Here is a 20,142-nt window from a genome sequence, read left to right as displayed (position 1 = left end):
CAATAAATAGTACGTAAAAAGTCTGAGTATTAGATGCTATATAATGAATTTTTATTTTGGAGGAATGAAGGTGGTAAGACATTCATATGACGCTGATCTTGAACTACAGCATATCTATATTGAAGTGCATGCGGAGCGGTATCATCATCTTAAAGCATTCATAGAAGCGTATTACTGTTTTACCTATGGTGCCGTAACCAAACAAGATAAGCCTGATTGGCAAGCAATTTTTGATATAGGTATTCGAACAACAAATGCAGCTAAGATCATGGATCGTAAATTGCTTATTAGAGATATGTTAGTGCCGTTATCTGTAATAATTGGCTATATGAAAGCCATGGTAAGAGATGATGTTTTGACTATTGAAGGCTTGCGTAATTTATTAAATGAGCAATTGAAGTATGTAGTAATGACACGTGAAGAATATGCTTATTTATCCAAGCAAGGGCTACGAGATGCAATGCCGATAAGCTTTTACCAGCGAGAGCATAAACACTATAATCAGATTTCAGCGCGTTATGATGTGGCAGGTATCACATTAGTCGAGTAGGTCGTATGAAAATGCAGCTTATCTATTGATAGTCGTAAATAGCGCATATATTCTGGCTTACATGTGTACGCTGAATGTAGAGTGATTATAGGATGACAACTCAACAGCAAAAACCCCCTGTACTTTGGTTAAATGTCGCCGTTTTTAGTGTGACGTTACTCGTTGCGATTATTGGTGTTCCGCTTTATGCGTATCAATATGGTTTCGATTGGGCACAAATATTAATGTTAGTTGTAGCATTTAGCTTTTGTGGTATGTCTATAACTGCGGGATATCACCGTTTATGGTCGCATAAAACTTATCAAGCGAATGCAATGCTCCGTTTCATCTTTGCAATTGGCGGTGCATTTGCATTGCAAAATAGTATTTTACATTGGTCTTCAGATCATCGCATTCATCACCGACATGTTGATAACAATGATAAAGATCCTTATTCAGCAAAAAAGGGTTTCTTTTATAGCCATATTGGTTGGATGTTGCGTGATTATCAAGCGAGTCGATACTATGACTACGACAATTGCCGTGATTTACAAAAAGATAAAATAGTTATGTGGCAGCATAAATATTATCTATGGCTAGCGATTGGTACCAATTTTGGTATTCCATTAGCGTTCGGGTTTATTCATGGTGATATTTGGGGAGCACTATTGCTTGTTGGCTTTCTACGATTAGTACTAAGCCATCATACGACTTTTTTCATCAATTCATTGGCGCATATTTGGGGGTCTCAGCCTTATACTGATAGAAATACCGCTCGTGATAACGGATTATTGGCTTTTTTAACTTTTGGTGAGGGCTATCATAACTATCACCATATTTTTGAAAATGACTATCGAAATGGTATTTGCTGGTGGCAGTTTGACCCAACTAAATGGTTGATTAAGGCATGTTCATGGATAGGTTGGACAAGAAATTTAAAAGTTACGCCTGCTGACCGAATTGAAAAAACCAAAGCAAAAATGCAATTTAAACGAATCCAACAACAATTGAGTAAGATGCCGAATAATGTCGCAAGGCTAACGCAGCTTCAGCAAGAGTATGAAGCTTTGATTGCTAAAATTTCAGATTATTATCAAGCAAAAAAGCGTTTGCTTGATATGGAGAAGCAAAAAATAGCCAACAGCTATGATAATTTTGAGTTCATTCAGCAATATAAATCTATGCAAGCCCGACTAGAGCAACAACGGCGAGCATGGAAGGGTTTGACGCAGCAATATACGATGTAACTTGCTAAATACCGTAGTCTTGAAATAGTAATTAAAGAGTTGTTAAGTTTACCGTAACCTAACAGCTCTTTTTTTGTATTAACGGTATAGTAGTATAGATATAATTGATTTTACTATTATTCGCATAGTTAAGTTATGTAACTGATTGATTAAAAGGATCAGATTAAATCTAAAACATAACGCTCGCTAGTAGAAATTGCTTATATAAAGTACTATGAATTGTAAAGGTTTGTTTATAGTTTGTATTAGAGAGTAATACTGACTATGCAACAAAATGTTTGGGTTTGTTGCAAATAGACTCAGGAAATTAATTAACGGAGACGTCGTTTTGTACCGCGCATTGCTTCTTTCACTTACTTGTTTGGTATCATCTGCTGTAAATGCAATTGAATATCAATTACCAACCGATGGTAGTAATATCGTTGGTACACCTAATTACTACGAAGTACAAAAAGGGGATAGTCTCGCTGATATTGCCAATAAGTATAATGTCGGATTTTTAGGCATGATGGCTGCGAATAAAGGCATTGATCCTTTTCTTCCTGCTCCTGGACGTTTACTTGAAGTTCCAACAAAGGTTGTTTTACCTGATGTTGCTCACAAGGGCATTGTGGTTAATCTTGCTGAACTTCGTCTGTATTACTTTCCAAAAGACGATGCATCAAAAGTTTATATCTTCCCTATTGGTATCGGTCGAGTTGGACGTGAAACCCCAAGTATGACAACAAGTATCAATGAAAAAGTGAAGAATCCAACGTGGACACCTCCAGCATCTATTCGTAAAGAACATGCTGCAAGGGGAGATATTCTTCCTGCAGTTGTACCTGCTGGCCCTGATAATCCATTAGGTGACTATAAAATGCGTTTAGCTTATGGTCATGGAGAATATCTAATTCACGGTACTAATAAAGATTTTGGTATTGGTATGCGCGTTAGTGGTGGCTGTATTCGTATGAACCCATGGGATGTTGAGTGGTTATTCCCACATGTTGCGTTAGGAACACAAGTTCGCATTATTAATCAACCAGTAAAGTATTCAGTTGAACCTAACGGACAGATCGTTGTTGAAGTTCATTCACCATTATCGAAAGATGAATCACAAATGGGTGAAAAGAAAGTGGTAACAGCGCCAGCAAAACTGATTGATGATTTGAATTACAACAATGATGCTTATCAGGTACTCACCAAGGCATTAGATAATCAAACTGGTATTCCTGTTGTTTTAAATTAATTATATTTGAAATGATATCAAACGAGAGCCTATGCTCTCGTTTTTTTTATCTAAATATTGTGTGTAATAACGATGGTAGTGGATTTGGTGACGCATATGAATAATTGTATTAATAGATGATGTAATATGTGACAGAAGCTTTAAACCCTCATTATTATTAAGTAAGACTATATAAGTATACGAATTAAGAGAATTTAAAATTAACTTATCAACCGTAAGATCGTCTCTATCTACTCAAATTGAAGTTAGGAGATGATAAATTGAAACAGATTTTTACTTCTCTGAATAGAGCGTTGGATAGTTAATAGAGGCAATTATCGGTAATTATTAAGTGAGGGTATGATTGATATGGTGAATGAATATATTAATGTTTATTTTGACAAAAAAAGAGACGGCTTTTAAAAAGCCATCTCCTTAAAGTATTTAAGCTATGACAAATTACTTAGTGTAAGAACCAGCAATGTTGTCGATACGCTTGTTAGCACGCATAGCTTCTTGGTAAGCTGCGTCTGATGCTGCACGAGAGTCGTTTACAGCGCTAACGATTTGGTCTTGTTGACCTTGTAGTGCACTTACTTGCTCAGCTAAAGTGTCTACTTTGTTAGTAAGAGTTTGCATTTGGTCTGCGTCAGTGCTTGAACAACCTACTAGAGATGCAGATAGTAGAAGACCAGCTAAGATAGTTACAGTACGTTTCATTTTTTATAAATCTCCATATTGATTTTGCCACTACAACTGAGTGTGAAAGATTGAGTTGGCAAATTCATTATGGCATAACTTCTTAAAATTGCTCATTAATTTTTTTCGGTCAGTTCAAAAAAATCACGTTAATATCGAATTATCGGTTAAAAAATAAACAATTATGACATTAAATTTTCATATCGTTTTAGTGACTAACTATGCGTAATCCCGCTTGTAATAAGGGCTCGCGCTATATTTATGACTTCAGAAAAACTAATAAGTCAGGTTTATGTAAAAAAATATTCTTAACAAAAAAAGGAATACAACAGACGAATAAATGAACGAAAATGCAAATACAAACTGAGAGTAAGTTCACATAATTTTTTGATTATCGATTTCATGTATTTGTATCTAAATCTCACATTAATATTACCGCTATTGCATATCTTGTTACGTTATTCATCATTATGATGCATTGGGTACACTTTTAATGATATCAGGAATGACTGAAATAAGTGGTGCAGGGCTGAGAAGGTGCGGCACTTTACTAAGAAGTTCACCATTAGGTAATAAGAAGTAAAAATAGGAATTGTGATCAATCGCATATTCAAGCGCTGAATCTTTTAAATCTGTCCGTATGTAAAGTACACCGTATTTCTCCGCTAACTCTTTTGTTTGTTTTTTGGTTCCTGCCATACCTGAAATGGATGAATGGAAGTGTTTTGCATAGTTAGCCGTTTTTATTGCAGTATCGCGTTCTGGATCTAAAGTTATAAATATTGGCCAGATGTTTTGGAGTTGCTCCGCAGGAATTTGTTTCAAGGCTGCAGACATAACTGCTAATGATGTTGGACATACATCTGGGCATTGTGTGTAGCCAAAATAAACTAAACGTATTCTAGGATCTTCGGGATTATAGAGGTCAATGGCTTTATTGCCTGACTCTAGAATATTAAGAGGGTAATGAGGCTCTATAGCGAGTGATGGGTCGCGGCTATCAAGTATATAGCTTGTTGTTAGTCCTGCGATTAATGCGATGGCTAGAATAACCCATTGGTATTTCATTTGTTTATCCTTAAACAAGTTTAATGGTACAACTACGATTATGCTTTTAGCTATCTAATAAGTGTAGGTATGTTTAATACATTTGTGAGGTAAATTTATGCTTGTTCTAAAATATGGTATTGATAAAAAAGGCAACCAAAAGGCTGCCTTCTTCAACAAGCGTTATAGGTAAATTATTTTTGCTCAGTTGCTGCAAATTTTTCTAATCCCCAAACAACCAGAATACCTAGAACCATTGCACAAATAGCGTATCCGATCAGTGCGGGTTGTCCAGTAACTTGCTCGAAGTTAAATGGTGATAAGTTATGTTCAAGTAATGGTACTTGTTCACCATGTGAATTTACACGCCAACTCACCACTTCTTTCCAAGGCCAGATCTTACTTAACGTACCGATCATTAAACCCGTTAAGAATGTTAGCGCAATATCACGGTAGTTACGAAGAACCCATGATAGGAAGTGCGAAAACGTTAATAGCCCAGCAACACAACCTATTGCGAAAAGACCAAGCGTAACAACATCAATAGATTTAGCAGCGGCAAGAATCGGTGCATACATACCTAGAAGAAGTAAAATAAAGCTTCCAGATATTCCAGGTAAAATCATGGCACAAATTGCAATAGCACCAGCAATAAGTACGTTGATAGGTGTTGGCTCCATTGCGACAGGATGAAGGACAGTAATCCCGTAAGCAAAAACAGCACCAATCACAATGGTAACAAATCGATTAATAGACCATCTTTCCACTTGTTTGAACATATGAATGACAGAGACGATGATCAAACCAAAGAAAAATGACCATAATGGAATAGGATGGGTTTCTAGCATCCAAGTAATGAGTTTAGCGAAGGTAAAAATACTGGTTAGAATACCGGCAAATAAACAGATCAGAAATGTTCCATTGATATGTTCAAATGCGCCTTTAAGCCCTTCTTTGCGAATGATGCCAATAAGCGACGGGTTAATACGACGGATGCTCTCAAGTAAGGTGTCGTAAATACCTGTGATAAAGGCGATAGTGCCACCAGAAACCCCAGGGACAACATCTGCAGCCCCCATAGCCATGCCTTTTAGAAAGGTGAAAAGTTTAGTCATTAGATTATGTATCTCTATGATAGCCAAAAACATTTGGTGCATTATATAAGTAATGAGAAAGATACTACCATAAATCTTACTTTTAATATCTTGGGTTATTTGTAACAAAAGCATGATTGATAGTAATAAATATAGTGACGCGAAAATTTTTGATTAGTCGTTATAAAGCGGCAAGTTTGCCTTTTTTTACACTTTTAGCGAAATCAGCAAAGCGCTTACATGGTTGTTGATGAAAGGTGAAATTTGTTTGATCATCTCCAATAATATCAAGCAATAAGAGTTCTGCTTGATATTTAGCCTCTAACAGTTTGTCATTATTAAAATAGCTAAGTACTGGTGAAATAAGACTTTTATCTTTTTTTTGTAAAGAATAATAGCATTGGTTGATTGCAATGTTATCGTTAAATAATTCTAAGGCTTGGAAGCGAGTTTTGATTTGATCTTGTGAGTGTAATAATCGTAGAAGTGTATCCCAGCGTTCTGCTGCTAAAATTCCCATAGCAACATACTCTGAACGCTGATAGCTTGTTAATAACATACGTTCATAGTCATCTCGAATACCATTTTGATTAAGATCTAAACCAAATAGTTCATTATGGTTGGCGGTGTTTGGCATTGCATAAGGACGAGGTACTTGATGGCTGCTGACATTCTTTTCAGCTAAGATCTCAAGTGCTCTAAATTGGTTAAGAGGAAGATCAACATTATGTTGTGTAATTTTCTCTGGAGATAATTTTATTACGCGGGGTATATTTTCTTCTGCTTTTACAGTTAATGCTGAAAAATATGAAAAAAATAATAAAGTTATAGTGACTACTTTTTTCATATGATGCGTTCTTTTGTTTCCATAGACTGTAGTTATAAATAATCATTACGCTATTTTATATAAAGAGCAAATTCATCTTAATGAAAATGAGATCATCAGATAATAAAAGAATGGTAGTTGTAATAATTAGTATTTAAATTCACGTTTCCGGTCACATTATTCTACAAAGCACTTAAAAAACATGAATCTACGATGAAGTGAAAAGACAGGTGTTATGTTCAGCTTTGATTTAGTTTAGAACTCTATACTGTATGTAGAAATTAAAAGTAGATAATCATCATATTATCTAATAAAGATACTTATTCATATTATATCGTATTATAGGAATGATATGCCAGAGCACATATTTGAAGTGTTATTAGTTATAGCTGCAATAGTTATTGCATTAAGTGTATTTTTAATCGCTGTTACAAATTATGCATAGCTCTCTATCAAAGAGTGATAACCTAAACAAATGTGTTAACGGGTTTGATAGAGAGTCTAAATAATTAATGGTTATGCTCTGCTAATTTTTCCATCATTCGGTTATGTACAACTTCAACAATCAGATCTGGTTGGAATTTTGAGATAAACTTATTGCATCCGACTTTGACAGTCATTGCTTCATTGAAACTTCCACTCAATGAGGTATTGAGTGTTATGTATAAGTTTGACATACGAGGATCATGACGAATTTTATGAGTAAGTCGGTAGCCATCCATCTCAGGCATTTCTGCATCAGTAAACATCATCAATATTTCATCGGTTACCGTTTTACCTTCATTGCACCATTGATCTAGTAAGTTATAGGCTTGTTGACCATTGTTTGCTTCAAAGACTTCGATGCCAATTTGAGCGAGTGTTGACTTAATTTGATTACGCGCGGTAGGGGAGTCATCAACAATGAGAATTTTATGTCCTTGTAGATGCTGACTTATATCTCTGTTCAATAATTCGTCAGAAATTTTAATATTGTAATCAATAATATTAGCGAGCACCTTTTCAACATCAATAATACCGACAAGCTGTTTTTGGTTATCACGATGTATTTCACAAATAGCTGTAAGGTAATTATTCTTGCCAACTTGATCGGGTGGTGGCTGAATATCTTTCCAAGTCATGTTGACGATATTCATTACTTGTCCGACTAAAAATGCCTGCACCGAACCATTATATTCAGTCACTATTAGGTTACTCAGTTCATTAATATCGGTTTCTTTCATACCTATTGAGGTCCGAAGATCGATAACAGGGATTGATACGCCACGAATAGATGCTACCCCTTTAACATTAACATGCGATCCTGGAAGGGAATTCAGATGAGGTACTTTAACAACTTCACGGACTTTAAATACATTAATAGCGAATAGTTGCTGACTGTTCAGTCTGAAGATAAGTAGTTCTAGCCTATTTTCGCCAACTAATTGGGTTCGTTGATTAACACTATCAAGAATTGTTGCCATGTTTAACCGTCCTTAGTTAGAGAGATTGGCCTTATTGACGAATTAAAGTTTATCGACAGATAAAAAGATTTATTTAATCAAATAAAGAGTAAGGGATGAGGTTTGATGTTAAACAGTGAGCTAACTCTTAATTTTATGATTGTTATCTGAGGACGTGACAGTATTAATTTGCTTATGATGATCTAACAGCTCTTGCTTCAACGCGATGTAAATTAAATTTACAACAAGAACACAAACAAAAAGGGTTAAAATTAACCATTTATTTATATCACTAAAAACTAACCTCTATTTTTAAAACTTTGGATAAATTAACTCATATTCTGTGATTTTCGACGTTTATTGGCAGTGTTTTCATCTGGATTTTTACTAATTTACTGATGGATCTTCTAAATCTAGCGTTGAAAAAAGAATGTTACTTATTTATCAATAAATTAACAATTGATAATAATATTAATATAGCCACCTTTATTTTCAAAGCCTTAAGTGCTTAATGCATGTTTTTTAACAATTAATACATAAATCTTTCAAAAATGAAATCTTTCAATTCATATATACATCTTGCATTCAAAATGAGAAAATATACCCAGTAGCAATATTTATGATTTTTCGCTTCACAATTGGAGAGGCAAATATGAAACTAGCATTGATTTTCTTACTGTCATCGATCGGTGGTGTTTTATCTGGTGACCATTTTCATTCATTTGCTGCCGGCTTTGGTATTGCAGCCGTTTCTGTAGGAACAGCATATTGGCTAGCATTTCGTTCAACGCGCTACCCGCAATTAGCATTGTTATTACTATTAATGGGAATGATGGCTAAACTTTCCATCACGATTGTTGGTGTTATGTGGGGATTAAAAGCTGAAGTTATTAACTCACCGTTTGTATTCTCGTTATCTTACTTATTCTTCTCTATTGTCGTTACATATGGCTATTTCAAATTAAGAGAGTTTCAAATGTCTTTGGCTAGTAAGCGTGTTGTTATCAATACACAGCAAGAAGAAAGAGATGAAAGTAACAATAAAACGCCAAAACAGTTATCTCATCTAACTACTAATTAATTATAAAGTTTAGATAGGGTAATAATTACTCAAATTTTAAGGCCAAGTCAGTCTCTGAGTTGGCCTTTTTATTTTAATCTGCTTACCAATGAGTCATTAATCAATAGCTACACGGTATCGTTAGAGAATCAATAAAAAAATCCAACCGTAAAATAACAATTGGATTTTAATTGGATACTAAGTTAGCTATTTTACGTGGCTAAGTTAGAAAACGTGTTTACCCATTTGGAATACGTGCTTAACTTGGTTGTCGTCAGAAAGCAACGTAATGTTTGCTTTGTAGCCTTCTTTTAACTTACCGTACTCGTTTTCGATCTTAATTGCTTTTGCTGGGTATAGTGTAGCCATACGTAATGCTTCTTCACGAGATAGGCCAACGTGATTAATCAAGTTGTTTAAGCCTTGAATCATCGTAACTGCAGCACCAGCAATAGTACCATCAGCGTAGAAACACTTACCATCTTTAACGTAAGCTTTAAGACCTGCCATATCGAACTCAGTCATGTCTGTACCAGCAGGTGCAACAGCATCAGTTACCATGAATAGTTGTTCACCCATGATATCATGTGCAATTCGAACAGAAGGGTATGAAGCGTGAATACCATCAACGATAATACCGGCATGTGGCTTTTTATCGAAAATGTAGCCAACAACGCCAGGTTCACGAGAACCAAGTGGTGTCATCGCGTTATATAGGTGAGTTGCCATTTCTAGGCCTGATTTCTCATTTACTTGATCGTAAGTAGCGTTAGTGTGGCCAAGAGACACGGTAATGCCTGCTTCACGAACAATATCGATTACTTTTTGTGACGTATTTTCAGGAGCAACGGTTAAAACACAAATTTTATCTGCGTTATCAGCAAGGTAGTGGGCTGTTTTTTCGTCAAGCTCACGAATGAATTCTTCACGGTGTGCGCCTTTTTTCTCTACGCTGATAAAAGGACCTTCAATGTGAAGACCTAAAATACCTTGTTGTTCAGGCTGCTCTGTAGCTTCAACCATTTCAAGTACTTCAACTAATGAAGCACCGTCACTTGTAATAAAAGTTGGTAAGAACTGAGTTGTACCACTTTTTAAGTTGGTCTCGTTCATGATCTCAAGTGTTTTACTACTTATTGCAGTATTAAGTAGTACGCCACCACAGCCATTAATCTGAAGATCAATAAAGCCAGCAGATGCTAAGGAGCCTTTACCATCAACCACTGTTTCAGGAAGTTCTGATTGGTTTACGTCAGCCATTGGAATGATACGTTGAATAACATCATCTTTAACAAAAATAGCTTGATTGTTAAGAGTCGTTTGTCCATCAAATACATTAACGTTGATAATTGCGATCATGGGTATCTCACTTGTAAATTGGTACTGCTAACAACAAGTGTCACAGTAAATACATCATCTTTATACAATGCCTCGTCAATTGAACTTAAATGGCAACGACACATCGATTGAAAGCATTAAAATAATCTTATTTTTCTATGTAAATTAAGATACCTGTTTAGTTAATGATTCGTCAAACGCTTTCATTAAATAAACAGGAAAAGTATCTAGAATCGGTCTTTAAATATTCATTGAGAGCATTGTAAAAAATGATTTTTTTTATTAGACAATAAGTTGATTATTCTTATTTGTACCGTAATTCTATAGTAATTGACATATATATCATCACATTATTTCAAGGTATGTCAGTATGGGGTATCTTATAGGGGAAGGAGAAATATATGACACCCCCTAAGACAATTTTTGGCAGTGTAGCGTTAGTTATTGCGCTAGGTTCATTAGAAAAAAGCATAGTCACGACGCCTTTACCCATGATAGGGCAAGAATTACATGCGGGAGAATTGCTGACATGGGTAGTTACCGCCTATCTTTTAGCTTCAACTGCGGTACTTCCTTTATATGGAAAATTGAGCGATATATTTGGACGAGTTCGGATGCTAAATATCAGCATTACGTTGTTTGTTCTTGGCGCTATCGCGTGTGGTCTCTCACAAGATATTAATACTTTGATTGCATCGCGTGTATTACAGGGAATTGGAGGTGGCGGTTTAATTGCACTAGCTTTTACTGTGATCGCTGACTCTATACCTGCTAAAGAAGTGGGCAAGTACCAAGGTTATATCTCTGCTGTTTATGCTGTTTCTAGTATTGCTGGGCCATTGCTCGGCGGTTTTTTTACTGAGCATTTAACATGGCGCTGGGTTTTTTGGATAAATATACCACTTGGAATATTGGCAGTATGGTTGATCAATAAAAATCTAAATCATTTAAGTGTTTGCCGTAAGAGTCGTTTTGATTGGTGTGGCGCGCTACTCTTAATGGTAGCGACAACCTTATTGCTATTGATTATCTCGCCAGAGGCGAATTTATCGAAAAGCATACTCGTTGCATTATTTCTTTTCGTTATTGGTATGCTCATTGTGGTTGAACGAGCGGTATCTGACCCTATTTTACCGCGTAAGTTATTTCAATTATCAGGCTACATAACAAGTGTATTTTTGATCTTGTGTTCACAATTATTAATGTTTGCTATGTTGGTATATTTACCATTACAAATGCAGTGGCAGCAAGGGATGACGGCATCGAAAAGCGGCATGATCATGGTGATTTTTATGTTTAGCATTACCACTGGCGCGTATTTTGCCGGCAAGTATATTGCTAAAACAGGGTTCTATAAGCGTGTCGTTGTTATTGGCTTTGTTTTGACAACATGTGCACTCGCGCAATTATATTTTTCTTTTCATGTACATATATCATTGGCATTTGCGGGTTTAGGGCTTGGCTTTACCTTGCCTGCGCTTAGTGTTGTTGTTCAGCATATTTTACCGCCCCAAGATCGCGGTATTGGGATGTCAATGTTTAGCTTTGGGCGGGAACTTGGTGGTGCTATTGGGGTAGCCGTTTGTTCGGCTATCTTTCATAGCCAAGTAACTTCTACGAATATTACAGATGTCGTTAATCCACAGATCTTACAACAGGGTTTTAGTTTAACTTATTTAGCCATGGCAGTTATTGCAGCTATGGCCACCATGCTGACGTTATTTATGTTAAAAACACGACCACTTGATTAGTTAAGCATGGCTTATTTACTGGTGAACAAAAAGGGATAACGCAGAAGTTATCCCTTTTCCTTTTGCACTTAGTTAGGCATTTGGGCAAAATAGCGCCTTCTCATTATTAGTACTGTTAAAACGCTTATTAAAGCGTTAGTTGCTATCCATACTGTATAGGAGTTGTCATGCAGTGGACTGACTGGCCATTTTTACTGTCCCAGGTGTTATCACAATTTTCCATCGGCGCATTTATTGTTATTGGTGTGATTATGTTATCGGGGAAATTATGTTTTGGACAATCTGATAGGGTACTTAAAAACTTTCCCCTGATCTGGTTATTGTTAATTGTTGCAATGTTATTGCGAGAAGGCACATTAATGCTATCGCAAATCCATAGTCAATCAAGTTTTGGTCTAGAAACCTTTTTCTGCTTAACTATTTTGATCTCGACCATGGCTTATTGGTTATGTGAAAAGCACTTAATTGGCAGTGATAAATGGCGGAAGTCGTTTTTATTCTTGGTTGTGGTTTGGAGTGGTCTTTATTTTATTGAAGGGGTGATTAATCATGGTATTAGTTACTCGCTAGCCATACAATTTATCGCTAATGTTATTGTAGGTGGAAGCCTAGTAGCACATTGTATGTTAGTAAAGTCGGAGCATAAATTAACAAAACTTAATACCTTTTTACCTGTGTGTGGTTTAGTACTTGGTGTTGTGGCAATACTATCGAATACGCAGGGTATGAGCTTATTGGTACATCAGGCTGAACTCGGTGACTTAACGGGCTTTGTTGTTCGAATTTCAAGTATTGGTTTGATGGTTTTAGCATTAAGTTTATGGTTAATGCCGATTATTACAAAGAGTAAACCCGTTACAGTGATGCTTGCTACGAGTTGCGTTGTTATGTCTGTTGCCAGCTTCTTTATGGCTCTATCAATGTAGTAACTGTTTCAACAACAGTTCTAATCTTGTCAATACATCAAAGGCATAGCGTTATTCAATAATGCTATGCCTTTTTATATCATCTTCAGCCAAAGAGGTAAGCGCTGCATATTTTAACAACGTTCACTTAATTAAATTTAGTAAGGCTTTGAATCTATCTCCATTGGCGACCCGCTGTAATTCGAACAATACCATTTCTGTTGTACTGATTTGTGCACCTGCACGTTGCATTTTATTAACTGCTATTTGTTTGTTTTCTTCTGTCCGTGAACTTATCGCATCACTTATTACAGTTACTTGGTAGCCTTCAGAAATAAGATCAATAACGGTTTGATAAACACAAATATGTGCTTCAATGCCAATAATGATGATCGACTTACGTTGTTTTAATTGTAGTTGCTCTACAAAACTAATATTTTGAACTGCGCTAAAGCTTTCTTTAGCAATGGGAGTTAATCCTTGCTGAGTAAGAGGTTGTGCTATTTGAGGAATCGTTGCGCCAAGTTTATCGGGTAACTGTTCAAGCCATAATGTTGGTAAATCAAAGAGTTCAGCGCCTTTTACCATAATTTCAGCTTGACGAAAAAAGTGGTCCTTGTGGTGCATTAGTTGCGCGAGGTTGCCTTGTATGTCAATCACAACCAATATTGAATGGTGGATATCAAGCATTGCGCGATTCCTTATGTTTATTGAAAAAGTAATGATTTGTAACCATATTGCTCTTTACAGTGTTGTTTAGAAACGGAACAATGCAAAGTGACTAACGTAAAATAAATGTAAACAAAGGAAGTATTGTCAGATTATGGCTGAGAGAAAATCAAACCCGTTAAGTGAAATTGTTTTTAACGTCATTATACCGTCAGTGATCCTGATGAAGTTTAGTGGCGCTGATCAACTCGGTGCGGTAGGCGGATTACTAGCAGCATTGGCATTTCCTGTTATTTTTGGCGGTTATGAGCTTATTCGTTATAAGAAATATAACTTCATAGCCTTGTTAGGTATTGTCAGTGTTCTTCTAACAGGTGGTATAGGTTTACTTGAGCTCGATACCAAGTGGTTAGCGATTAAAGAAGCTTTGATCCCAGGACTTATCGGTATTGTTGTTTTTGGCTCAACATTCACCAAGTTTCCGGTTGTACGTAAATTAGTGTTAAATGATAGCGTGCTTAATTTAGGACTGATCAATGAACGTTTAAAAGAAAAGAACAACGAACATTTATTTGATCGCTGTTTAACGCAGTCAAATTATATGTTTGCTAGTACGTTTCTTTTCTCATCGGTAATGAATTATGTTTTGGCAACAATAATTGTGACCAGCAAATCAGGAACCGAAGCATTTAATGAGGAATTAGGACGTTTAACATTGCTAAGCTACCCGATGATAGCAATTCCATCTATGTTGATGATGATGGGGATATTCTATTTTGTATGGCGTCAAATACGCCGTATGACACAGCTAGAAACGGCCGAGATATTTAAATCGCAGTGATGTCGGTTTTTATCAAAATCTAAGCAGTGAATCGTTCACTGCTTTTTTTTGTATCAAATATGGTGTCTTACTGTCTTATCTCTAAGATAATCCTTACAGGGAAAACATAATTCAAACTTTTGAGTAATAATTTAGACATGTAGTTTAAAAACGGGCATGTCATGAATCTAACCTCAATAATATTCGTATCGCTATTAATAACTGCTTGTTCAACAATTGAAGTTGCTAATTCTTCAGATAAAGAAGGGGTGCAGTTTGTTGATAAACATTGCGGTAACCATCAATCTCAACGTGGTTCTCATTTCTTCAGCTCATTTTTAGATTCTCAATATCAAAAAATCACAGAGCTTAAAGGTTTTATTAGTGATCAAAATTACAAAGAACTCCATATTGCTTTGTCACAATTTAACGAACATTGGGAAATGCTTAACCAGCAAAGTTACGAAGCATGTGAAAAGCTTGCGCGTTGTGAATTTATAAAAGATCAGTACATAGCATCATTTAATAAGCAGCAAAGAAACAGAATGAAGCTTGATGCAGATAAGCAAAAAATGTGTGATAAAAGCAGCTTTGAATTTGATTTGAGCCGAGTAAAAATGGTTTCTTTTTATAGTGATGTTGAACGTTTAGAGCTTGTTCGTGAAGAGCAATAATTGATATGTCGAGCACACTTAGGTTTTGTTTAACTGATTCTATACGGTGAAAATTATATTCTTATAAGTTAATAACTTATTGGAATTTTTTGTGTGATATCTTTAAATCTACATGGCTTAGGCCAGCGGTTTTCACTTCTATTTAATACTGAACAAACATCAAAAATTCCCCTAAAAGCACTTTTAATGATATTGTATTTGCCACTATATTATTAAATATAGAGATGTTTTTCATTGAAGTTTTATTGTTGTAACGGGTAGTTACGTTATTTTTTATCATTAATACTAGGGGGATATTATGGCTACAAGCCGTAAAATTAGTAAAGAGAGAATGGCGCTGAAGATATCATTAGCAGGAACAGTTTTTGTTGCTACGCTTGGTATTGGATACGGCCTGTACGTTGGTTCTAATGCTATTTTATTAGACGGTATGTTCTCTTTTTTAAGTATGGGGATGACAGGGCTTAGTCTTTATACTGCGTACTTAGTTTCAAAACCTGATGATGAACAGTTTCAATTTGGTTATGCCCATTTTGAACCTCTTATCAACGTGGTAAATGGCCTATTAATTTTAGTAACATGTTTATTTGCCTTTGTGACCGGCATACAAACAATAATGCAAGGTGGTCACGACATTATTTTGGGAGATGCGATTGTCTATGCTGTTCTCTCAACCGTCAGTTGTTTTTCGATTTACTTTTTTGAAACCTCTATCGCACGCAGTGTTGATTCCGAATTAGTCCGAGTTGATTCGCAAGAATGGTTAGTTGACGCTATCTTAAGCGCTGCAATATTGGTTGGTTTTATCTTAGTTATTATATTTGATGCAATGGGTTATTCTAAATGGAATGCCTATGTCGATCCCATTCTTGTTACAACATTATCTATCGCAGCATCAGTATTACCGATAAAAGTATTAAGACGAAATTTAAAGGAAGTATTGCTTGTCGCACCACAAGACAGTGTTCAAGAGCACGTCGATCAAGTTATTGCAGAGCTTTCTGAAAAGTATGACTTTGATGATTATACTCATCATTTTGCTAAAATCGGTCGTCAGTATGATTTAGAAATTAACATCTTAGTAAAAGATGAAAAAAGATGGACGACAAAACAACAAGATAATATTCGTCAAATCATATGGGATAAGTTGGAAGCTGATCTTGGTGAAACATGGCTTTCTGTTAGTTTCACAGGTCAAGAGCGTTGGCTGTAATGTAGTGTAAACAGAGTTTATGTTTAATGTTAGGATAATTCACTACGAAGTAGGGATTATCCTAACTAACATTTTGTAATAATACTTTCTCGAATCATTTATTTTGAATTTTACAAAATGATAACCACTGTGGTGAAATAGATATGGGATTCTTGTATCATTTCTTCGTTCTAAAAATTATCTTTGTTTAACTAAACATGAAATAAGAGTTAATTTTTAGCCAATATTAAAGATTATTTTTATCACAGGTGAATCATGGACACTGCTTTAGTTATAGCATTCATTGTAGGTGCATTTTATATCATTCTTAAAGAAAAAAAATGTACTAAGAATATTGATTATAGCAAGGACAGCTTATAATCCTTATTCAAACTAATCCAAATTTAAAAAAGCGCTATGATTGGCGCTTTTTTTATTTCCGAAAAATTAAAATTAGTACTATGTGATATATATCTAATTTTAATGAAATGATAATAAATTAAAGTATAATATGAATACACATGATTATTTTATTACTAGAGTATATTGGTATTATATATTCCATTATGGGATTGTTTTATCTAAAATATGATTGTGATGATTTGTTTTTATAAATTAGAGTGTCGGAACTTAGTTGAAATGAATATTTTATAACATGTGATCTCTGCTGTTATTTAATTATCTCAATGGCTTGTCTAATAATGCTTTAGGTTTTAACTTTATTATAAGTAATGATTTTCATAGAGGTCTACATGGATGGTAGATTTTAATAATAACAGTGATGGTTTATTTAATGTTTAAGAAAGAGAGATTAACCAAAACAATTAATGACATTTTATTAATGCGATTTTCAGGTCATATTGGTATTGGTTTAATGTTTTTTGTTATCCTAGTTGGCTTTGGTTTCACGACTCTCGCACCATATTTTGCAACTAAGCAGTTATCAACAAAAATTCAAACAGATACTGATGAATTGGTACAAACCTACATTCAAAACATAGGTGATTATCAAGAATTTATAACGAATCTTAGTCGTAATTTCGATTTTACGTGTAGCGAGAAAGAGCAGGAGCAATTAAGGCGTATTGCTTATAGTAATTATCTTATACGCAAGATTTCTTTAACCCCCTCAGGCAAAAGCACTTGTTCGAGTTTTTATGAAAAAAATCATGACCACCGTGTTGAATCTCGTAAAATTAAAACTTACAGCAATACGATGTCTTTGTGGTTATCTTCTGAAAAAAATAGTCTACAACGTATTTTTGAAGTTCGGTGGCAAGGTAAAAAGGGGAGTTTGGTTCTGTCCTTAGAGCCAATCGTTGAAGAAATCTTACGGAATAAATACTGCGAAGGTTGTGTTTTAACATCTGTATCAGCAGATAATGAAATTGATCGCTTTGGTTGGCAAGGTTTTAATAAATCATACACGGCTAAACCTATATATGAAGTTTTAATGCCTAATGGTTTGAAATTTTCTAATTACATTAAATCGGAACTATTAGATAAAGAATCGCAAGCACTAAGAATGCCGCTGTTTTTACTTGGTGCATTTATTGCTGGATTTTTAATATTGTTACGACGTTTATTAATTAGAAGACGTTTATCGCTACATGCATTAGTACAGCGAGGGATAGTTAAACGAGAGTTTATACCCTACTACCAACCCATTATTAATTTAAAGACGAAAGAACTTTATGGTTGTGAAGTACTCGCTAGGTGGAAGAAAAAAGGGGCTGGTTTAATATCACCAATGGAATTTATTCCTTATGTTGAGAAAAGTGGACAAATTATCCCTATTACTAATTTATTGATCGAGAAAACGATTAAAGATTTGAGTACTATCAACTGGCAGTTAACCGATAGAGTGATCAGTATTAATCTGGTACCACAACAATTAGAAAATTTACAAATAATGAACGAGTCATTAGCATTATTTAGCAATTCAAAGATCCCTGTTAAACAGGTCGCTTTTGAAATTACAGAGCGTAAGCAATTTGAAGACCTAACTATTGCTTCTGAGGTTATTCAGTACCTCAAAGCTCAGGGCATTGATATCAAGTTAGATGATGCAGGCACAGGATATGGTGGGTTCAGTTATATTCAAGAATTGAACTTGCGAAGTTTAAAAATCGATAAAATGTTTGTCGAAAATATCGGTACGACTGATATTAAACTTTCTTTGCTCGATTCCATAATAGCCTTCGGTAAACAGGCTGGAATGGAAATGATAGCAGAAGGCGTTGAGACGAAAGAGCAATCTGATTACCTTGTTGAGCGTGATGTTTATCTTCAGCAAGGGTATTATTTTGGTATGCCAATGAATGCTGAAGAGTTTTCGATATATAATATTGAGATTAAAAATAAGAATAAGCTTTTGGCTATTTAGACAAGATAACGAGTTATGGATAAAGAAAAGCCGACATAATGTCGGCTTTTTTTGTTGATAATGATTACAGCAACCACGTGTTAAACGTTTTTCTCTTTCCACTCTTGTGCAAGGCGAGAAACCGCTTTTTGGCTTTCTTTCCACATACGTGTACTGATTAAATCATTATATTCAGCAGTAGGTTTCTTCAATAATGTTTCCAAAATAGGCACTTGAACTTGAGGTAAACCATCAAGGGCCTGTACAGCACCTTCACGGTTATTACACAACATAACCATGTCACAACCAGCTTCTTGAGCCGCGATAGCTCGTTCGCTATAACTGCCTAATACATCAGCTCCTTTCATATTAAGATCATCAGAGAAGATCACGCCTTTAAAACCTAGTTCTTTACGTAATACCTGTTTTAACCAATATTCTGAGCCACTAGCAGGTTTTTCGTCATAAGCATCAAATACAACGTGTGCTGGCATGATGCCTTGCAGCAGGTTATTTTCGATTAGGTGTTTAAATACGGTCATATCATGTTGCTTAATATTATCTCGTGAATCGTAAGGCGTTTCTAAGTGAGAGTCGGCAATCACACCACCATGACCAGGGAAGTGTTTACCGGTTGCAGCCATACCAGCCTTCGCCATACCAGTTATAAACTGGATCGCATAACGGATAATGTCTTGTGGGGAATTTGAGAAAGCGCGATCACCGATCGCTTTACAGCCATAACCAAGATCAAGTACAGGTGCAAAACTGATATCAATATCCATCGCTAGTAGTTCAGCAGCCATTAGCCAACCACCTTGCTGAGCAAGCACTTCTCCATTTTCAGAAGCTGCAAAAGCGCGAGCAGGTGGTAGTTGGGTAAATTCTTCGCGGAAACGTTGAACACGTCCACCTTCTTGATCGACACCAATCAGTAAAGGGCGTTTAGCTGTTTTTCGAATGTCTTTAACTAACGCTCGAAGTTGTTCACGGTTGTCATAATTTCGGGCGAAAAAGATGATACCGCCTACTGTAGGGTGTTGAATAATTTCGCGTTCTTCTGCATCAAGTTCATAACTTGATACATCAAGCATTAAAGGTCCCATGACGGCACTCCGAGTAACATTATATTAGGCGATAAATTACCATAGTCAGTTTTATCCGCAATTTTTAATGCGAATTTAGGCATGATGATAATGGAATTTTTCTAGAGGATGAATATGGTTTAATCATTTCTAATATCAGTATTAAATTAAAGGCACTAGAGTGATCAT

At 35.5% G+C, this 20,142-nt stretch carries 18 protein-coding genes; 10 read left to right on the top strand and 8 right to left on the bottom strand.

Features of this window, described 5'->3' with window-relative positions:
• The first annotated feature begins 64 nt into the window (after positions 1-64).
• From BTO08_RS19760 to BTO08_RS19750, 3 genes are all read left to right on the top strand, one after another.
• Positions 65-550, top strand: coding sequence for a hypothetical protein (locus BTO08_RS19760; protein ID WP_105062291.1), 486 nt, complete (start codon positions 65-67; stop codon positions 548-550).
• 92 nt (positions 551-642) lie between these two features.
• On the top strand, positions 643-1,776 hold the full coding sequence (locus BTO08_RS19755) for an acyl-CoA desaturase (protein WP_105062290.1): 1,134 nt from the start codon (positions 643-645) through the stop codon (positions 1,774-1,776).
• A 328-nt stretch (positions 1,777-2,104) separates the two neighbouring features.
• On the top strand, positions 2,105-3,007 hold the full coding sequence (locus tag BTO08_RS19750; RefSeq protein WP_105062289.1) for a L,D-transpeptidase family protein: 903 nt from the start codon (positions 2,105-2,107) through the stop codon (positions 3,005-3,007).
• A 438-nt stretch (positions 3,008-3,445) separates the two neighbouring features.
• Here BTO08_RS19750 and BTO08_RS19745 read toward each other — a convergent pair whose 3' ends face one another.
• From BTO08_RS19745 to BTO08_RS19725, 5 genes are all read right to left on the bottom strand, one after another.
• A complete protein-coding gene (locus BTO08_RS19745) occupies positions 3,446-3,706 on the bottom strand; it encodes an Lpp/OprI family alanine-zipper lipoprotein (protein WP_005365039.1) in 261 nt (86 codons plus the stop codon).
• A gap of 447 nt (positions 3,707-4,153) precedes the next feature.
• Positions 4,154-4,753, bottom strand: a complete 600-nt coding sequence (locus BTO08_RS19740; protein ID WP_105062288.1) for an SCO family protein — start codon at positions 4,751-4,753, stop codon at positions 4,154-4,156.
• A gap of 173 nt (positions 4,754-4,926) precedes the next feature.
• Positions 4,927-5,847: a DUF368 domain-containing protein gene (locus BTO08_RS19735; protein WP_105062287.1), complete on the bottom strand. Its 921-nt coding sequence runs from the start codon at positions 5,845-5,847 to the stop codon at positions 4,927-4,929.
• Between the two features lie 160 nt (positions 5,848-6,007).
• Positions 6,008-6,673 carry a hypothetical protein gene (locus BTO08_RS19730; protein WP_105062286.1) on the bottom strand — a complete coding sequence of 222 codons (666 nt, stop codon included), beginning with the start codon at positions 6,671-6,673 and terminating at the stop codon, positions 6,008-6,010.
• Between the two features lie 488 nt (positions 6,674-7,161).
• On the bottom strand, positions 7,162-8,115 hold the full coding sequence (locus BTO08_RS19725; protein ID WP_105062285.1) for a chemotaxis protein CheV: 954 nt from the start codon (positions 8,113-8,115) through the stop codon (positions 7,162-7,164).
• 631 nt (positions 8,116-8,746) lie between these two features.
• On the opposite strand from BTO08_RS19725, the gene BTO08_RS19720 reads away from it, so the two are divergent.
• Positions 8,747-9,175, top strand: coding sequence for an NADH:ubiquinone oxidoreductase (locus tag BTO08_RS19720; RefSeq protein WP_105062284.1), 429 nt, complete (start codon positions 8,747-8,749; stop codon positions 9,173-9,175).
• A 204-nt stretch (positions 9,176-9,379) separates the two neighbouring features.
• Here BTO08_RS19720 and nagA read toward each other — a convergent pair whose 3' ends face one another.
• On the bottom strand, positions 9,380-10,513 hold the full coding sequence (nagA, locus tag BTO08_RS19715) for an N-acetylglucosamine-6-phosphate deacetylase (protein WP_105062283.1): 1,134 nt from the start codon (positions 10,511-10,513) through the stop codon (positions 9,380-9,382).
• 380 nt (positions 10,514-10,893) lie between these two features.
• On the opposite strand from nagA, the gene BTO08_RS19710 reads away from it, so the two are divergent.
• Together BTO08_RS19710 and BTO08_RS19705 are read left to right on the top strand one after the other, a co-directional pair.
• Entirely contained in the window at positions 10,894-12,243 is a 1,350-nt protein-coding gene (locus tag BTO08_RS19710; protein ID WP_105062282.1) for an MDR family MFS transporter, read from the top strand.
• Positions 12,244-12,410: 167 nt separating this feature from the next.
• Positions 12,411-13,169, top strand: coding sequence for a hypothetical protein (locus BTO08_RS19705; RefSeq protein ID WP_105062281.1), 759 nt, complete (start codon positions 12,411-12,413; stop codon positions 13,167-13,169).
• A gap of 123 nt (positions 13,170-13,292) precedes the next feature.
• On the opposite strand, the gene BTO08_RS19700 is transcribed toward BTO08_RS19705, so the two are convergent.
• Positions 13,293-13,838 carry an isochorismatase family protein gene (locus BTO08_RS19700; protein WP_105062280.1) on the bottom strand — a complete coding sequence of 182 codons (546 nt, stop codon included), beginning with the start codon at positions 13,836-13,838 and terminating at the stop codon, positions 13,293-13,295.
• Positions 13,839-13,971: 133 nt separating this feature from the next.
• Here BTO08_RS19700 and BTO08_RS19695 point away from each other — a divergent pair, with 133 nt between their 5' ends.
• From BTO08_RS19695 to BTO08_RS19680, 4 genes are all read left to right on the top strand, one after another.
• Entirely contained in the window at positions 13,972-14,658 is a 687-nt protein-coding gene (locus BTO08_RS19695) for a VC0807 family protein (RefSeq protein ID WP_105062279.1), read from the top strand.
• 161 nt (positions 14,659-14,819) lie between these two features.
• Positions 14,820-15,311, top strand: a complete 492-nt coding sequence (locus tag BTO08_RS19690) for a hypothetical protein (protein WP_105062278.1) — start codon at positions 14,820-14,822, stop codon at positions 15,309-15,311.
• Between the two features lie 298 nt (positions 15,312-15,609).
• Positions 15,610-16,524, top strand: a complete 915-nt coding sequence (locus BTO08_RS19685; protein WP_105062277.1) for a cation diffusion facilitator family transporter — start codon at positions 15,610-15,612, stop codon at positions 16,522-16,524.
• Between the two features lie 772 nt (positions 16,525-17,296).
• Positions 17,297-18,889 (top strand): EAL domain-containing protein, encoded by a 1,593-nt coding sequence (locus tag BTO08_RS19680; protein ID WP_105062276.1) that lies wholly within the window; start codon positions 17,297-17,299, stop codon positions 18,887-18,889.
• An 80-nt stretch (positions 18,890-18,969) separates the two neighbouring features.
• On the opposite strand, the gene nagZ is transcribed toward BTO08_RS19680, so the two are convergent.
• Positions 18,970-19,974 (bottom strand): beta-N-acetylhexosaminidase, encoded by a 1,005-nt coding sequence (nagZ, locus tag BTO08_RS19675; protein WP_105062275.1) that lies wholly within the window; start codon positions 19,972-19,974, stop codon positions 18,970-18,972.
• Positions 19,975-20,142 lie beyond the last annotated feature (168 nt).

The organism is Photobacterium angustum (assembly GCF_002954615.1).
Lineage (GTDB): Bacteria > Pseudomonadota > Gammaproteobacteria > Enterobacterales > Vibrionaceae > Photobacterium > Photobacterium angustum_A.
This window is presented reverse-complemented; position numbering and strand designations above follow the sequence as displayed.

What these genes read in the sequence shown, in the direction of transcription:
- BTO08_RS19710 (WP_105062282.1), top strand. Translation starts at nt 10,894, where the DNA reads ATGACACCCCCTAAGACAATTTTTGGCAGTGTAGCGTTAGTTATTGCG.
- BTO08_RS19695 (WP_105062279.1), top strand. Translation starts at nt 13,972, where the DNA reads ATGGCTGAGAGAAAATCAAACCCGTTAAGTGAAATTGTTTTTAACGTC.
- BTO08_RS19755 (WP_105062290.1), top strand. Translation starts at nt 643, where the DNA reads ATGACAACTCAACAGCAAAAACCCCCTGTACTTTGGTTAAATGTCGCC.
- BTO08_RS19740 (WP_105062288.1), bottom strand. Translation starts at nt 4,753, where the DNA reads ATGAAATACCAATGGGTTATTCTAGCCATCGCATTAATCGCAGGACTA.
- BTO08_RS19735 (WP_105062287.1), bottom strand. Translation starts at nt 5,847, where the DNA reads ATGACTAAACTTTTCACCTTTCTAAAAGGCATGGCTATGGGGGCTGCA.
- BTO08_RS19725 (WP_105062285.1), bottom strand. Translation starts at nt 8,115, where the DNA reads ATGGCAACAATTCTTGATAGTGTTAATCAACGAACCCAATTAGTTGGC.
- BTO08_RS19760 (WP_105062291.1), top strand. Translation starts at nt 65, where the DNA reads ATGAAGGTGGTAAGACATTCATATGACGCTGATCTTGAACTACAGCAT.
- nagA (WP_105062283.1), bottom strand. Translation starts at nt 10,513, where the DNA reads ATGATCGCAATTATCAACGTTAATGTATTTGATGGACAAACGACTCTT.
- BTO08_RS19690 (WP_105062278.1), top strand. Translation starts at nt 14,820, where the DNA reads ATGAATCTAACCTCAATAATATTCGTATCGCTATTAATAACTGCTTGT.
- BTO08_RS19705 (WP_105062281.1), top strand. Translation starts at nt 12,411, where the DNA reads ATGCAGTGGACTGACTGGCCATTTTTACTGTCCCAGGTGTTATCACAA.
- BTO08_RS19745 (WP_005365039.1), bottom strand. Translation starts at nt 3,706, where the DNA reads ATGAAACGTACTGTAACTATCTTAGCTGGTCTTCTACTATCTGCATCT.
- BTO08_RS19720 (WP_105062284.1), top strand. Translation starts at nt 8,747, where the DNA reads ATGAAACTAGCATTGATTTTCTTACTGTCATCGATCGGTGGTGTTTTA.
- BTO08_RS19680 (WP_105062276.1), top strand. Translation starts at nt 17,297, where the DNA reads ATGTTTAAGAAAGAGAGATTAACCAAAACAATTAATGACATTTTATTA.
- nagZ (WP_105062275.1), bottom strand. Translation starts at nt 19,974, where the DNA reads ATGGGACCTTTAATGCTTGATGTATCAAGTTATGAACTTGATGCAGAA.
- BTO08_RS19730 (WP_105062286.1), bottom strand. Translation starts at nt 6,673, where the DNA reads ATGAAAAAAGTAGTCACTATAACTTTATTATTTTTTTCATATTTTTCA.
- BTO08_RS19685 (WP_105062277.1), top strand. Translation starts at nt 15,610, where the DNA reads ATGGCTACAAGCCGTAAAATTAGTAAAGAGAGAATGGCGCTGAAGATA.
- BTO08_RS19700 (WP_105062280.1), bottom strand. Translation starts at nt 13,838, where the DNA reads ATGCTTGATATCCACCATTCAATATTGGTTGTGATTGACATACAAGGC.